At 60.7% G+C, this 15,362-nt stretch carries 14 protein-coding genes and 1 tRNA gene; 4 read left to right on the forward strand and 11 right to left on the reverse strand.

Annotation, left to right across the window (positions count from 1 at the left end):
- Window positions 1–5 precede the first annotated feature (5 nt).
- Both ACTJK6_RS21415 and ACTJK6_RS21420 read left to right on the forward strand, forming a co-directional pair.
- On the forward strand, window positions 6–560 hold the full coding sequence (locus tag ACTJK6_RS21415; protein ID WP_440818910.1) for an NADPH-dependent FMN reductase: 555 nt from the start codon (window positions 6–8) through the stop codon (window positions 558–560).
- Window positions 561–811: 251 nt separating this feature from the next.
- On the forward strand, window positions 812–1,072 hold the full coding sequence (locus ACTJK6_RS21420; protein WP_316880944.1) for a hypothetical protein: 261 nt from the start codon (window positions 812–814) through the stop codon (window positions 1,070–1,072).
- A 13-nt stretch (window positions 1,073–1,085) separates the two neighbouring features.
- On the opposite strand, the gene ACTJK6_RS21425 is transcribed toward ACTJK6_RS21420, so the two are convergent.
- The 5 genes from ACTJK6_RS21425 to ACTJK6_RS21445 all read right to left on the reverse strand — a co-directional run bounded on the left by ACTJK6_RS21425 (window position 1,086) and on the right by ACTJK6_RS21445 (window position 4,662).
- Window positions 1,086–1,946, reverse strand: coding sequence for a transglutaminase-like domain-containing protein (locus ACTJK6_RS21425; RefSeq protein WP_440076372.1), 861 nt, complete (start codon window positions 1,944–1,946; stop codon window positions 1,086–1,088).
- A gap of 100 nt (window positions 1,947–2,046) precedes the next feature.
- On the reverse strand, window positions 2,047–2,331 hold the full coding sequence (locus tag ACTJK6_RS21430; RefSeq protein WP_147215574.1) for a hypothetical protein: 285 nt from the start codon (window positions 2,329–2,331) through the stop codon (window positions 2,047–2,049).
- A gap of 573 nt (window positions 2,332–2,904) precedes the next feature.
- On the reverse strand, window positions 2,905–3,387 hold the full coding sequence (locus tag ACTJK6_RS21435; protein ID WP_232041328.1) for a nuclear transport factor 2 family protein: 483 nt from the start codon (window positions 3,385–3,387) through the stop codon (window positions 2,905–2,907).
- Window positions 3,388–3,470: 83 nt separating this feature from the next.
- Window positions 3,471–3,941, reverse strand: coding sequence for a cyanase (gene cynS, locus ACTJK6_RS21440; protein ID WP_252692356.1), 471 nt, complete (start codon window positions 3,939–3,941; stop codon window positions 3,471–3,473).
- A 61-nt stretch (window positions 3,942–4,002) separates the two neighbouring features.
- On the reverse strand, window positions 4,003–4,662 hold the full coding sequence (locus ACTJK6_RS21445) for a carbonic anhydrase (protein ID WP_232041330.1): 660 nt from the start codon (window positions 4,660–4,662) through the stop codon (window positions 4,003–4,005).
- A gap of 147 nt (window positions 4,663–4,809) precedes the next feature.
- Between ACTJK6_RS21445 and cynR the strand changes: the two genes are divergently transcribed.
- On the forward strand, window positions 4,810–5,700 hold the full coding sequence (gene cynR / locus ACTJK6_RS21450; RefSeq protein WP_252692355.1) for a transcriptional regulator CynR: 891 nt from the start codon (window positions 4,810–4,812) through the stop codon (window positions 5,698–5,700).
- A 137-nt stretch (window positions 5,701–5,837) separates the two neighbouring features.
- Here cynR and ACTJK6_RS21455 read toward each other — a convergent pair whose 3' ends face one another.
- Window positions 5,838–6,206: a hypothetical protein gene (locus ACTJK6_RS21455; protein WP_440840133.1), complete on the reverse strand. Its 369-nt coding sequence runs from the start codon at window positions 6,204–6,206 to the stop codon at window positions 5,838–5,840.
- A gap of 930 nt (window positions 6,207–7,136) precedes the next feature.
- Between ACTJK6_RS21455 and ACTJK6_RS21460 the strand changes: the two genes are divergently transcribed.
- Window positions 7,137–7,607, forward strand: a complete 471-nt coding sequence (locus ACTJK6_RS21460) for a hypothetical protein (protein WP_232041333.1) — start codon at window positions 7,137–7,139, stop codon at window positions 7,605–7,607.
- A 309-nt stretch (window positions 7,608–7,916) separates the two neighbouring features.
- Here the strand turns inward: ACTJK6_RS21460 and ACTJK6_RS21465 are convergent, their stop codons facing one another.
- From ACTJK6_RS21465 to ACTJK6_RS21485, 5 genes are all read right to left on the reverse strand, one after another.
- Window positions 7,917–11,708 (reverse strand): hypothetical protein, encoded by a 3,792-nt coding sequence (locus ACTJK6_RS21465; protein WP_440840134.1) that lies wholly within the window; start codon window positions 11,706–11,708, stop codon window positions 7,917–7,919.
- A 96-nt stretch (window positions 11,709–11,804) separates the two neighbouring features.
- Entirely contained in the window at window positions 11,805–12,578 is a 774-nt protein-coding gene (locus tag ACTJK6_RS21470; RefSeq protein ID WP_440840135.1) for a hypothetical protein, read from the reverse strand.
- 431 nt (window positions 12,579–13,009) lie between these two features.
- Window positions 13,010–13,085: transfer RNA gene (locus ACTJK6_RS21475), tRNA-Ala, on the reverse strand.
- A 48-nt stretch (window positions 13,086–13,133) separates the two neighbouring features.
- Window positions 13,134–14,855 carry a thiosulfohydrolase SoxB gene (soxB, locus tag ACTJK6_RS21480; protein WP_440840136.1) on the reverse strand — a complete coding sequence of 574 codons (1,722 nt, stop codon included), beginning with the start codon at window positions 14,853–14,855 and terminating at the stop codon, window positions 13,134–13,136.
- On the reverse strand, window positions 14,852–15,352 hold the full coding sequence (locus ACTJK6_RS21485) for a TlpA family protein disulfide reductase (protein ID WP_440840137.1): 501 nt from the start codon (window positions 15,350–15,352) through the stop codon (window positions 14,852–14,854). Before ACTJK6_RS21485 ends, soxB begins: the two co-directional genes overlap by 4 nt.
- Window positions 15,353–15,362 lie beyond the last annotated feature (10 nt).

Consider the following 15,362-nt stretch of genomic DNA (forward strand, 5'->3'; position numbering starts at 1 on the left):
ACCAGATGAAGCTCCTAGCCATCTCCGGCAGTGCCCGCCGCGATTCCGTCAACACGGCGCTACTGCTCGGCTTGAAAGACGTTGCCCCTGAGGGCGTTGAGCTATCGGTATTCCATCGCCTCGACACCTTGCCGGTCTTTTCCCCTGACCTGGAAGGGAAACAGACACCCGCCGAAGTGCTGGAATTCCTGGCGCTCGTGTCCGGATGCGACGGAATCATTATTGCCAGCCCCGAATACGTTCGCGCGATTCCGGGAGGGCTCAAGAACGTCATCGATTGGATGGTCTCGCGATTCGAAGTCATCGGGAAACCCATTGCGCTCGCACATGCATCTCATCGTGGCGACGACATGCTCACATCGCTCCGGCTGGTGCTGTCCACCGTCAGCGATCAGTTTCTCGAAGACGTATTTCTGCGCATCCCGTTGATTGGAAAAATGCCAGACGAAATCAAAACCCTACTGAAGGTGCCTGAGCGGCAGTCCGAAATGCGCGCATTTCTGTCGGCTTTCGTGGCTGCGATTCGCTCTCGGCAGACAGCTTCAACAGCCAACGCCTAGCTGCCACTCCGACCTAACGCAGGCATTCCCACCCGTCACGGGACTGCGTCAATCTCTTGTTATTGGCTGTAGCCGCCCGCGCCAAGTCCAATGCCCGCCAGGCGCATCTCGGTTGCCGGATCGCTCCTTGCGTGTGTCTATAACGTTGAAGATGACGTGATTGCGCATTGCGCATTCTTCCATGGTCATTGGCGCTGAATGCTGCAATGCTGCAATACTGGCGCACAGAAATAACGCACACCGGAGGCAACATGACACGCACCACCGACTACCGTGGCTTTCAGATTCATGTGGAGCTTGCTCAGACGTCTGAGGACATGTTTGATGTGTGGTTCCGGATCGAAGGGCCGATGGAGCCTGCGGGCGTGGCAGCCCTCGGCAAACGGATCAAGGCCCATGGCGGCCCGTTTTCACGGCGATGGGCGCACTTGGTGGGGGAGGTGGCGGGGCGCGCCGCAGTGGACGTCATTCTTGGCCCTGAGGACGTCCCTCCAGCGACGCAGGAATGGTGAGCGCGCTGGTGGCTTACCAAGTGCAGATGGCTTGGTCGGTCGGCATTGGCAGATCGGCCTTCGGCTCTGCGCTTGTGAGCGCGTGCACCTGGACGCTGGGACGCGCGGGTTCGACATCACCAAAGATCATTGCGACGGGGACTTCAGTGGCATCGCGGCCGGTGCCAATCCGCAGGAGCCCCATGGGCATCGATCCGTTTGATGGATCGAGCAGATTCCATCGATTGCCAAGGTACACCTCCACAAATGCGTGGAAGTCAGGTGGGCCGAGGGCAGGGTCGGCTCCGTAATTGACGCTCGTCGCGAAGCGGGCCGGAATGCTGAGCGCACGACACAACGCGATCATCAAGTGGGCGTAGTCCCGGCATACGCCATGCCGATCCACCAATGTGCTGACCGCAGAGGTCTGCTCGCTCGTGGAAAGCGGAATGAATTCCACGTACCGGCAGACCCAATCCCGAATCGCAAGGACAAGCGCGTACCCGCGCTGATATCCGCCAAACTCCCGGCGCGCAAACGCCATGAGGCGGTCTGATTCGCAATATCGGCTAGGGGCTAGGAAGGGAATAACGTCCAGCGGTAAATCCGCCACCCGCACCTCAAACAATGACTGAGGCGGCGTGAGCAAGTGATGCATATCAACGGTCGCAACATAGTTGATAGCGAGATGGCCGCGCGGTGCCTGCACCCGTAGATGACGGTTGAGCAGGCCCGGCTCAGTCTGAAGCGTGGTCGGAACTGCAGGGGTCAGTTGCAGCGATTCGGCAACGATGGTCTGCCGCGCAGTCTGCGCTGCATGGAAGTTGAAGATGAAGTCTGCAGACTGATCGTGAATCTCATAAGTTAGGCAGATCGAGTACTGCATTCGAACCATGCGCGCTCCTGGTGCCCAGCATTGCTGGGCTGCTTGATTGGATGATGGCGCCTGAACAGGCCACCGGGCAGACGTTCCGAGTTGGGCATCACAGAACCCTCTACTCGCCCGCCATGGACTGGCCAGGCACGAGCCCATCGATGATTTCCTCGGCGCCATGCGTGGCCGCGCGCTTTGCAGCGCCTACGTTGTCCCATGGCTCGCCTCTGAGGCGAAAGACGCGGGAACGCTCATCGTCCATCGTCTCGCCTTCACGGCAGATGACGACCGAGACGCTGTACGCACGGTCGGGGCGTTTTTCGTGCCACTCGCGTGGCGGGTTGAAGGGGTAAATCAGGGGGTAAATCGCGAACCCTTTGTAGAAGGATGTCGGGTAGGTATCCATGGCGGATCTCCCATAGGAAATGCAGGCAGGCCGGAGCGACTAAGCGTGATGCTTTGAGGGCAAGACGAGAATTCCCCGGGGCGGGTGAAGTGCGGGCCGTGCCGGAAAACCGGCTCGGAAAGGCAGCGTGGGTGGCTGGATCGAGGTGGGACGTCGGCGACGCGTCGATCAGAGGCGAAGCAAATTTTTCTTGTGCCGGGGCCGATGATGGCCCCGCTGAAATCCGTACCTCACTCTACTCCGATATCGGGATCGTGGGCCCGGGTATTTCTGGGGGCGCTGCACGTCACATTGCGCGCTGTGATGCTGTGGGTTGCCAGGTCAGCAATGCGAGTCGTTCATCCGCAGAGCTGTCACCCTTACCACGCCCCATCTGCTCAGCATTCCCGCCCGTCACGGGAATGCATCACTCTGTTGTTATTGGCTGTAGCCCCGCCGCTCTACGGCAGCTAACACATCCCACGTCTGCGGATCGACATCGCGGCCCCGAGCGACATCGAAACGTACCCAACGCCACCCGATCGCCGCAGCGCCACGCCCTGAGCGTGGGTGCGCTGCGCGTGTCGCGAGGTCTCAGAGGCCGAGATCGCTCAGGCCAGGATGATCGTCCGGACGGCGCCCCAGCGGCCAGTGATACTTGCGCTCGGATTCCTTGATCGGCATGTCGTTAATGCACGCATAGCGGCGTTGCATCAGGCCGTCTTCGCCGAACTCCCAGTTCTCGTTGCCATAGGAACGGAACCAGTTGCCCGAGTCGTCGTGCCATTCGTAGGCGTAGCGGACGGCAATGCGATTTCCGCCGAATGCCCACAGTTCCTTGATCAGACGGTACTCGTGCTCCTTCTTCCATTTGCGATCGAGAAACGCCTGCGCTTCCGCCCGATTGTTCGCAAACTCTGCGCGATTGCGCCATTTCGTATCGAGCGAATAGGCGAGCGCGACCTTGGCGGCATCGCGCGAATTCCAGCCGTCTTCTGCGAGACGGACCTTTTCCTTGGCCGATTCCAGCGTGAACGGCGGAAGCGGCGGACGAACTGCTGGCTGTTGAGTCGACATGACGGCCCTCCTTTTTCAGATTAGCGATTGGGTTGCATTGCACTTCATGCGTTGCGGATCGCCCGACCCGCGACGCGATGAACTCAGAACGGCTTGGTCGGCAGGTACTTGCCGTTGAGCGTGATGACGGCACGCTCGCCGCCTTCGGGGTCCGGCACCTTCTGGATATCGAGCTTGAAGTTGATTGCGCTGATGATGCCGTCGCCAAACTTTTCGTGCACGAGCGCCTTCAATGTCGAGCCGTACACCTGCACCATTTCGTAGAAGCGGTAGATGGTGGGATCGGTGGGCACGCCGCCCGGAATGCTGCCGCGCACGGGAATGGTTTGCAGCAAGCGCACGGCGTCGGCATCGAGTCCAAGGCGCTCGCCGACCAGCTTCGCCGCGTTCTCCGGCAGCGCGTGCTGACCGAGCAGCGCGGCTGTCGTGTACGCAACGCTCAAGCCCGTGCCTTCGTTGATGGCTTCAAACGTGAGGTTCTTGCGCACCTTCGCGTCGATGATGGTTTCCGTCAACGCTTCGCGCGCGTTTGGCGTGACTTGCGATTGGGTCATGATGTTGCTCCTTGAACAAGACAACGTGGTGAGATCTGCAGTCGGAATAACGCGCTGGAAATCAGTGCGCAGCCACGCACTCGGCGGGTGTTGCGGTGACATCGGGATGCGCCGCGAGCGGCACGAACCGGCGAGTCGCGGCGTCGAGCGCGTCGATCGAACCGGATTCGATGTCGTAGACCCAACCGTGCAGATTGAGGCGGCCCTGCGCGAGCGCCAGTGCAACGCAGGGATGGGTCTTGAGGTTGTTGAGTTGCACGATGATGTTCTCGCGCACCATCGAGTCGACGCGCGCGCGCTCGCTCGCATGTTCACGCGACTCGTTGACCAGCTTTGCCGAGTCCGCGTAGCGCAGCCAGTTCGCGACGGCAGGCATATGGTCCAGGCACTTGCACGTCGCGATGGCCGTCATCGCGCCGCAGTCCGAGTGGCCGCATATCACGACGTCCGTCACGCCAAGCGCGGCCACTGCATATTCGACCGTAGCCGACACGCCGCCAGGCTCGGGACCGAACGAAGGCACGATGTTGCCGGCATTGCGAATCACGAACAGATCGCCCGGTTCGCGCTGCGTAACCAGTTCAGGAACCATGCGGCTATCGGAGCAAGAAATGAACAGTGTGCGCGGCGTCTGGCTGGTGGCCAGCTTGCGGAACAACGCCTTGCGTGCGGGCACGACGTCCCGTTGAAACTTCAGAAAACCTTCGATGATCTCTTGCATGGTCTGCTCCGTTCAATCTGGCGTTCGCAACGTCGGTCAGTGCGATGCGTTGAACAGAGAATGGACCCGCCCCGTCATAGTGTCCAAGACGGGTTTATGATGCTCACCATAGGCAATACCAATAGTTAGAGGACGAGGGAGTTCGCCATGCTGTTGCGTCATATCCGTTACTTCCTGGCCGTCGCGGAACACCGCAATTTCACGCGCGCCGCCGAGGCGCTGCATGTTTCGCAGCCCACGTTGTCGCAGCAGATACGGCAACTGGAAGACGCGCTGCGCACTCAGTTGCTGGACCGTTCAGGGCGGAACGTGCAACTCACGGATGCCGGTGCGGCGTGGATGCGCTATGCGAAGCTCGCGCTGCAGGATCTGGATGCGGGCGTGCGAGCAATACATGACGTCGGTGAACTGAGCCGCGGCAATCTGCGCCTTGCCGTGACGCCGACCTTCACGGCGTATCTCGTCGGCCCCGCGATCGATCGTTTCTATAGCCAGCATCCCGGCATCGCGATCGACATTCAGGAAATCACGCAGGATCAGATCGAAGCGCAGCTCGCCGATGACAGGCTCGACGCCGGCATCGCGTTCGAGTCCTCTCACAGCGCGGAAATCGACAGCGAGCCGTTGTTTCGCGAGACGCTGAGCCTCGTCGTCGGCGGCGGCCACGCGCGCGCAAAGCGCCGCAAGCCGCTGTCAGCGCAGGACTTCGCCAACGAACGGCTGGTGCTGCTGAACAAGGCGTTCGCGACGCGGCGTTACATCGACGAATACTGCTCGCGGAACCAGATTCGCCCTCAGGTCGCCATCGAGGTCAGTTCGATCAGTGCAATCGTTGAGATCGTTCGGCGTGGGCAGCTCGCAACCGTACTGCCCGACGGCGTCGCGCGCGAGCATACCGAGCTGCACCCCGTGCTGCTCGACCCGCCGCTGCCGGCCCGCACGGCCGTGCTGCTGCAACGCAAGGATGCGTATCGGACGGCTGCGACCAAGGCCTTCGTCCAGGTGTTGAGGGAATTGACGGAGAACTTCCAACGCTGATGGGATGCGCGTTACGTGCCGGTCTCTTCGCTTGGCGAGTCGCGCGCTGTGATCTTCAGCTGACGCAGCACGCTCCCTCTCCCCTGGCCTAACCACTGTGGCATCCCCGCCCGTCACGGGAATGCATCAATCTGTTGTTATTGGCTGTAGCCACGCCGCTCTATGGCGGCTAACACGTCCCACGTTTGCGGATCGACATCGCGGCCCCCGAGCGACATCGATACGTAGGCATCAATCGCATCCACAAAACCTTTGATGAAATCCGGCGGGAAGGCGTGCGCAGAGAGGTGTTGAAGCTCTGCGCGCAGCATGCCCGGCCGGCATTGGCCGTGGCTGCACATGGCGGTGCGTGTGCGCTTGAGATACGCCTGTGCTGCGATGGCGCCGTTCAGGTAGGTGCGGTTCTTGGTGAGCCTGCCTGTGTCGGATGACGTGGGCGCTGGGCTGGGTGGTGGTGCTGGTGGAGATGGGTACGACGCTGGTCGCGTCTCGTCTGTAATAGGCATGGAGCCTCCGTGAGTATTGATTGGAGGTCCGCCTTCTCGTCGCCAAACGAGGTGGCGGGCCCGACGGCGGGGTTGGCGAACCGGTACTCACGGCAACCGGCAGACCTTGCGGTCTCCCCACCCGGCCCGCCATAGGAGGCATGCGCGAGTGTGCCCGAGCGTATCCGCCAAGCGGATGCTCGTTGTGAGTATGTCGAGTCGCCAAACCCGGCTGCCGTTGGTGCGGCAGCGGGATGGATTATAGCGACGGGGGCTGCTTCCAACTTCTGATTCTGTGCACCGAACCTCCGGGCTCCAATGGTCCCGCGCGCACTGCGAAATGTGGTCCAACGCGAGCGGCGGTTGCCCCTCCGCCAAGCACGTCCGCTCTTCTACCCCTCGCCGTTGTCCTGCAGACAGCCGAGCGCCGCAGTTTTAGGTGCGCGTGTCGACCTTAAACATTCGATCTCGACAGTCCGAGGGCGACACGCCACCCTCGGACACGGGCGCATGGCCCTCAGAGGCCCGAACACGGCCCAAAAACATCCGACACATCGGACCTCCGAGACCCGAGCTTGGCCCTCAACCCCCCGACGTTGACCCTTTGAGGCCGACGCTCCACCGTCTGAGGCTCACCGCCGGCAGTCTGAGGTCGAAATTTTCGAGCTTGGACGGCGGAAGGTGGGTGTTTGGGGGTCAAGCTCCGCCCTCGGAGGCCCGAGCTTGACTGTTGGAGGTCCACGTTCGGACCTCAGAGGCCCGTCATCGGCAGTTTCTGGCCCGTGCGCCGCCCTTCGACATCGGCGCGCAGAGGCCGCCGTGCTGCCGTCGCAGCCGCCCCGGGTTCTGTCAAATGTGGTGACCTGTCTTGATATCGGGGCGGTGGCAAACCAATCTCGCCGGGGTCGCGTCAACGGGCGCGACCTTGTTATTACGTAGAGAAGGAATGCAATGTCACAGAACCTGATTTCGCTTCAACTCACCACCGCAGACCTGAGCGCCATCGATGCCGCGCTGAAGACGCTCGAAGACAAGTTCGTCGGCCTGATCGACCTGTCGATCGAGCAACGCAGCACGGTCACCAAGATGGGCGACAAGTCGGAAGCGTTTTGCCGCAAGGCCGTTGAAGTGCTGGGCAACAACCCCGGCGTGCTGGCGGCCAACTACAACTTGGCCGAGGTGAAGCGTGACCTCGCAGCATTCGACGCCCTGCGCCCTCGCCTCGTCCGCGTGGAAAAGCTGGTTGAAAAGATGCGCGACTCGCAGATGGCGCTGGGTAGCGATTTGATGACGGCCTCGCTGGAGGGGTATGCGTACCTGAAGGTGGCCGGCAAGGGCGAAGCGCTGGATACAGCTCGGGCGGCGCTTTCGGTGCGGTTTAACCGGGGGCCGAGGAAGAAGGTGGAGGAGAGTGTGCAGTGAGGTGATGGGCTGCTGATGGTGGCCTAGATTTGGAAAAGCCCGCGATGCTTTTTGGGTCGCGGGCTTTTTCTTTGGCTTTGCTCGTTACGCCTTGGGGGCCGAAGGTCCCCCGAACAAATCCAACAAATGCCCGTGGTTAAGCCATTTATCTTCCAGTCCTCTGAGACTTGCCCCCAAACTTGCCCCCATAGGTAGGCATTCATCCGTTGCAGCGGCCAGGGCACAACTAGAACGGCTACCCATGAAAGCACACCATTGGGCCAACGGCGGCACAGATCTAATGTCACGAAACGTCAACGTAAACGGACCTCATTCAAATCGGCCATCCCTGGCGCGATCACGCTTGGTTTCGTTCTGCCGTTCTTCGTCTATGTTTCTCGCTAGCACTGCCCCCGCTTGCATTGCCACCGCGCGGAGTTCTGGATGTGACTGCACCTGTACGCTGTCCAACAGTCGGGCGTTCTCCTCAACAATGGCCGCTCTTGAACCGCTCCAGGCCGATGGCCAGAATCGTTCGATAAACAACTTAAGAACACTCTCTTTACTTGGGGCAGCGGCAAGGAGCATTTGCGCCTGCTCCGTCCACGTTGGAGCCGCCCCGTTTTTAGGACCGTAGGCGAAAGTCACAACGGAGGCGGCAACTGCAAACCTAATCGTTGGGTCTTCAGCGCACCATGCGGTGAGCACATCGGCGGGAATCACGTCTATCCAGTTCGCCCCCAATGTTGGCGTCGGCTGGAACTCAAGTACTGCAGCCTCGCGCTCCTCGGTGCTTCCGCCAAACAAGGCATCTAACACCGCCCGTGGCTGCGCACTGGCGAGGGCGACAAGAAATTCGGAACAATCAAATACGTATGCTTCGCGTGACTCAACAGCGCGACGAACCGCCATAGCCGCATCAGCAGCAACAAGCGCGGCATTTGGTCCAGTAACGCAAAATTTCACTAACTGACCAAGGTTGTAGTCATCGCTCGCGTTTCGCCTCCGGAACGTTGGCCTTCGTAAGAAATCGCGACCGCAATCAAGCAACTCTTGCGGCGCGGGCAGCCCATCGGTTTGATCGGAAAACAGGCGCAAATAGAGGATGTCCACCGCCACGTAGTAGCCGTCTGGTTGCTCCGCAATCTCAGCGAGTAGGTCGGCAAGAACCTGCCCGCTTAATTGAGAGGTAGTCCTCGCGTACGCTAAGTTCTCATATCTGCGCACAGGGACGTGACCGCTCTTTAGTGCTCGACTCAAGCGCTCCACGCTACGATCATCGAGAACCACGCTGGAATTTAGAGTCGGCAGCCACGGCAACAAGAGCGAACTGAAAAATGCGCCGTCTAGGAGTTCATGGGCAAGTTCGCGATCGTGATCCCATAGCTCGGCAACAAATCCGATAAGTACGCGGATGTCCAACTGTTCTGACGGAGTTTGCTCTAGTTGGCCCACAAGGAGTGTCCATGTAGCGCGAACATCTTGGGCCGCGCGGGCAAGCCCGCGCCCGAAAGATGCAGCTCTCACACCGCCGACTAACAGGTCAGGCAACACTGATCTAAGCGTGTCGTAATCTATAGCGACCGCACAGCCAAGCTCAATTGCAAGGTTCTCCATCCGCTGATATGGAGCCATTGGATCATCTTCATCGGCTTCCAGCGTTTCCATTCCTTCCCAATCTGTGGGATCTCCTTGCACCACTGCACGGGCCCTATCGGCAAGGTTTCCCGGTCTAAGCATGATCTCCAATGCTGCTACGCGGGATGTTAAATCTGGAGAAAGCTGGCCGGAATCGAAGCGAATAATCTGCCGGCATCCTCTCCACCCCTCCGGCCAAAATCCAACGGCCGCGATCTTGGTAGAAAAAGACTCCAACTCGTCATACATATGAGCCCAAGTCCATAGCGGACGGAACTTCTCACCTAACAAGCGCAGAAGTTCAGCCGTGAGTATCCCTTCCCCGAATGCAAGGCGATCTATGAGCACCAGTGCTGAGCTATACCAAAGTCGCTGTTCAACTGACGTTCCTGGCCGGTAACCAAAGTCTCGGGGCCTAGCTCCAAAATCAAACTCCCACGCCGGACCGAAATGAACGGCCTGAAGCACGCTCTTAAGCGCGGCAAGACCAAGCTTTTGCTCGCGGCGGTCAGCAGATCTCAGCAGCCCCTCTGTTACTTGAAGACGCTGCTCGATAGTGGCGTGCGTTCCAGACAGATAGAGCGGGAAGAGCGAGGTGAAGATATCTGTCGCCTGCTTGCGAGTTCGATCATCCACTCCATCCACCGCCACTCGCGCCAACAGCGCTGCGCAACGCTCAAACAATGCGGCGTCATATGCGATGGAACGGAGGACGGGCACGTATTTTTGCCATGCATAAGTGCTGAAGCATTCTGCATTTTCTGAACTTCTTTCCAGCGCCAAGAGGGCGAAATCAGGCGACACAGGAGCGACGTTCTGAAACATCGCCATACCTAGTTCGTTTAATGAGAAGACGTCCCCAAGAAGCCCGTTCGGTTCGAGCCAAGACCGGACAATCCTCTCCGCTGAAGGGTGTCCATGCAAAAAAGACAGCCGCCTTGAGAACGACCGGGCCAGTCGGTCAGCGCCCTTCTGCAAGAGCGCTTGCTCTATTAGGCTGTATGGGATGCCATCAAGAGCGCGAGCTGCAAGACGGTTCGCAATTGCGTGAGGAAGGACAGCGCGCCACACCCCGCGCCGCTGAACCAAATTTCGATGAAAGAGCTCGTCGACGTGCCGATATATCTCGGCCGCATTCTGATTCGCTAACGCGGCTAAACGCGAAAGTTCGCCGCCATCCCCTGACAAGGACTCGCCCTCGAACGAATAGACAAGTGAGCATACCTGGGCTGCAATTAGGAGAGCGTTGTCATGCTGGTGACGCTGTCGGAAGAGTCGATCAAAAAGCTCATCGTTCGACAATCCAGCGATAGAGCCCGAACGCTTGACCGTTTCGGCCAGTGCTATGGCGATTCGAGCATTACCACCTGAAACCTCCGCGAGGGTACGCGCATCCACGCGAGACAACTGCGGATACCTGCGTGCGACTAACTTCTCAATCAGCTCAGGTGACGACGTGTCGAGTGTGACAACCCTAGTTTGCTCGGGCTGATCGTCTCGGACATCGTATTCGATAGTAAGAACACTGACGGTGCTCCCTTGCTTGCTGCACACGTCGGCAAGCCTTCGGTGCAAATCCGGTGGACAGTTATCTACGACAAGAACGGCTCTCGTGCCGGTGGCAATTACATCTGAAGCTAGGCCGATGGGTTGTGGAGAGGGGTCGTCGGAGAGATTGGTATAAACAGCGAGCGAAGGTGCTAGAGCACGCGCACCGATCCGAGAATCGAATAGCGCCTGAGCCAACCTCGTTTTGCCGACACCCGACAAACCGACGAGCCGAACGACGCTCCCCGATCTAGCTAACTCGTCTCGTAAGTCGTCGATACACTGAGGTATTGGTTGTGCAGGCGCATCGTTTTGCTCTCCCATGTGCAAACGAAGCTTGCCATCCACCAGGTATTCGTCCTCAACGTTGCCTCCTGCCCATGGGCCATAGGGATGCCAACCGGCGAGCGCTCTTCCGACGCGCTCCCGCGTCCATGTGATAAGCCCCGGAAATTGCCGGACCCACGTGGCGAGGCGCGTCCGATCATAAAAGTCTGTGTGAAGGTCGTCGGCATGTTCCACGTCGACAAGCGCCTCTCTCATAGCTGCCTTTCGTGCTCGGAGAGGTCCATCTGCTGTCGAGCCATGAGAACTCACGATGATGTAGGCCCCCATCTCGTGAGCGAGGTCTTGGATAACGGATCGTATCGCTCCAGAGGGCCGCATTTCGGTAAGAATTTCGGCCCTCGGCATATCCGGTGTTTTGACCTGAAAGCCGGTGGATTCGCGAGGCACAAAACCGTCAATAGCGGCGGTTACAGGCAGGGCCACACGCACGTCCAATCCACCATCTGCGGCGGTTTGAGCGCCTCCCCATGTGACCGCCACAGGCGATAACCCGCGCTGAAACAACTCTGCTTCGCACAGACGGCCAACCAACTCCCGCAAATCAATATCGTTTAGTCGCGATATGTCATCCGGCGTGATATCAAACACGATGTTCCTTTTTTATTCTGTACTGGTCGGCTCTTGTCCTTTCCCAGTCTTAAGTTGACTGATACCGGACTACGCGTGCCGAGCGTAACTCTCGCCTCAACAACGCAACTCATTCATCCGCTTACGGATGTAGTTCAAATTGTCCCGCCAAGGCGACATCTGCTGCGTAGTCACAGACAGCCGCAAAATCCCATCTCGCTCCGCCTTAAGCCGCGCACACTCCGCATTAACACTGCTGACCTGCTGCTGAACCGCAACCGCCTCAGCCGCCAAGTCCCGATCCCGCTGCGCCATCCGCTGATCCCACTGCCGCGCAAGCTGCTCTTCAGCGCGCTTCGCCGCTGCCGCAGCCTCTTCCATCTCACGCTGACGAGCGTTGCCCGGCGCCTCGGTGGGCGCATTGCCAACGAGCGCGCGCATCGCCTGCCCGCACGGTGCTTCCGTGTAGACCGTCTGTCCGTTGATCACGCATTTGTTGACGCCGGCCGGAGGCGTGGTGGCTCGTGCTGTGGGTTGCTGCACTGTGGGCATCGGCTGACGCTGCGGCGGCGTCGCGATGGGCGCCGGCTGTGTTGAAACGGCCTGCTGGCTCGGCACGGCTGTGCCATTGCCAGTGAGCCGCAATTGCTTCGCGGCGATGTAGACGACCAAAAGAACGGCCACCCACACCATCAAGGAAATAATCCAGTGCACACCCTGCTTGGCGCCCTGGGGTGGCTTGCCATACCAGCGGGCGTATTCCTTTTGCCAGTCGGGATTGCGCAGCTGCGGCTCTCGACGGTCTCTGAACCAATCGCGATCTTGTACTCCCACGCCCTCACCCCTTTCTATGGCGGCTTGTTTGTTATTCGCTGGAACTGCGCCGGACATAATCCGCTGGTCGGAAATAAATGGTGCGCCTGCTCCCGGCGAGGACCTACGCTACAACGAATTTATTCGGCGCGAAATGCCACAAATTGGGGTATCGAACGCTCGCCTTGCTAAGGCTCAAAAATAGATAACGCCTTGCGACTGTCAAACGCCCTTCCCCGGCTGTTCGCCTGCTTCGACGTTTCTCTTTGATTTTTAAGGAGAAAGCGACGTGTGACGGACGCGGCCGAAACTGCGGCCTTTTGCAGGCAAACCCCGGGCGCTACTTCGGTCGTAAATCGAAAGGGTTAGGCGCATGCCTGCATTACGCCGCGCGATACGGTACGCAGAAAAATGCGGTCGAGTCGGAGAATGCGGACAATAAAAAACCCGCGACGCTCAACGCTTCGCGGGTTTTTTGGGGCATCGCTCATCAAACGCTGCCAGTAACTTGGTGGACCGAAGGAGGATCGAACTCCCGACCTCCGCATTGCGAACGCGGCGCTCTCCCAGCTGAGCTATCGGCCCGTGGAAAATGAGTCTACCCGAACTCCCCGGGCCCTTTCAATCGGGGGTTTAACCCCCGTTTTCCATGCCCGGATTGCCTTCCATGCCGACAATGCGCGGCGTGTTCAGCGGCCTTGCGGTCACTTCGCGCTGGTCGCGCAGCCAGTCGGCCAGCACGTCCCACACGGGGCGGCCGCCGGCCTTGCGGGCTTCGGGCGATACGGCGGCCCAGCCGGCCACTTTGTAGCGGCGGTCGGCGTCGATGGGCTTGCCGCTTCCCGGCCCCAGGCGCATGTCGGTAATGCGCTGGCCCATCGGCTTGGTGGGGTCGATGGTGTAGCGCAGGCCGCCGGTGCGCACCATGTCGCCGCCCTGTTGGTAGTACGGGTCCGGGTTGAACAGGTTGTCGGCCACGTCTTCCAGCACGGTCTTGATGGTGGCGCCCGTCATTTCGGTCAGCGTGGTGGCCGGATAGGTGATGGCGGTCTGGGCCATCAGCGCTTCCATGGTCAGGGCCTCGCCGGGCAGCAGCGTGGTGCCCCAGCGGAAGCCGGGCGAGAAGGCAATCTCGGCGCCCTGCGCGTGCATCAGGCCATCAACGATGAGCTGGTCGAACGTGCCGTTGAAGTTGCCGCGCCGGTACAGCAGGCCGCGGTTCGTGGCCAGCGTTTCGCCCAGCTTGTCTTGGTACGGCGCCCGCACGCGGTCAATCAGCGCGGTCATGGCGGGGTCGGGCGGCAGCAGGTTGGCAAACACGGGCAGCAACGTATAGCGGATGTCGCGCACGGTGCCGCCGCGCACATCCAGATCGAGCACCCCCACAAACTTGCCGTTGGCGCCTGCGTTGGTGACGAGCGTCACGCCGCCCGCGTTGCTGACCTTGACGGGCGCTGGCACCGCATCGTGCGTGTGGCCGCCCAGGATGGCGTCCAACCCGCGCACGCGCGAGGCCAGCTTCAGGTCCACATCCATGCCGTTGTGCGACAGCAGCACGACCACCTTGGCGCCCTTGCCGCGCGCCTCGTCAATCATCTTCTGCAGCCGTTCTTCCTGAATGCCGAATGTCCAGTCGGGCGTGAAATCTGCCGGGTGCGCGATGGGCGTGTACGGAAACGCCTGCCCGATGATGGCGACCGGCACGCCGTTCAGCTCGCGGAGCACGCACGGGTCGAACACCGGGTCACCAAAGTCGGCGGTCTGGATGTTCTGCGCAACAAAGGCGACCTTGTTCTTGAAATCGTGATCGACCACGTGGCGCACGCGGTCGGCGCCGTAGGTCATCTCCCAATGCGGGGTCATGACGTCCACGCCCAGCGCAAGGGCCGCGTCGACCATGTCCTGGCCGTTGGTCCACAGCGCGGTGGCAGAGCCCTGCCAGGTGTCGCCGCCGTCCAGCAGCAGCGCGTTGGGGCGCGTGGCGCGCAGGCGCTTGATGAGCGTGGCCAAGTGCGCGAAGCCGCCCATGCGGCCGTAGCGGCGGGCGGCCTCGGTAAAGTCGAGCGCGGTGAAGGCGTGCGCGGCCCGTGAGCCCGGCGCAATGCCGTACCGCTTGAGCAGCGCGTGCCCGACCAGATGCGGCGGCTGCCCGGCCCATTGCGCCACGCCCAGGTTGACGCTGGGCTCGCGGTATTCAATGGGCAGCAACTGCGCGTGGCAATCGGTGAAGTGCAGCAGGTGGACGTTGCCAAAGCGCGGCACGTCATAGCTGAACGTATCGGCGTGGGCGTCGGTCAGGCGCAGGCCGGCGGCTGCGGCAATCGCCAGGGCTTGAACGAATTCGCGGCGGTTCATTGTTTGGGGCTGTGTGCGTAGCGGGCCAGGTCGGCTACGTCGTCTTCCAGCATCTCGCCGACTTCCTTGCGCACCACACGGCCCTTGGCGTCGAGCACGAGCAGTTCGGGCAGGCCCTTGCGCGGGCCAGTGGCGGCGCAAAGCGCGTCGGTTTCCATCGCTACGGGCAAGGTGAAGTTGCGCTTGGCGACGTAATCCTTCGCGAGCTGCGGGTTGGCGTCGATGCTGATGGTGAGGATGCGCAGGTCGGTGCCGCGCGTGGCGTCGTAGAGCTTTTGCAGGCGCGGGTTCTGCAGCGCGCAGAACGGGCACCACGATGCCCACGTGGCGATGATGACGGGGTGCCCGCGCCACGCATCGCCCGGCACGCGTGTGCCGTCGAGCAACTGCACGTCGGGCAGCGCAACCACATCGCCCACTTCGACGGCCTGCGCGGTGCTTGCGGCAAACACCATCGCCGCTGCCGCCCACGTCAGGAACCGTCGAAGCGTTTGCATGGCGTTATTG

The organism is Ralstonia sp. 22086, assembly GCF_052045975.1.
GTDB lineage: Bacteria > Pseudomonadota > Gammaproteobacteria > Burkholderiales > Burkholderiaceae > Ralstonia > Ralstonia wenshanensis.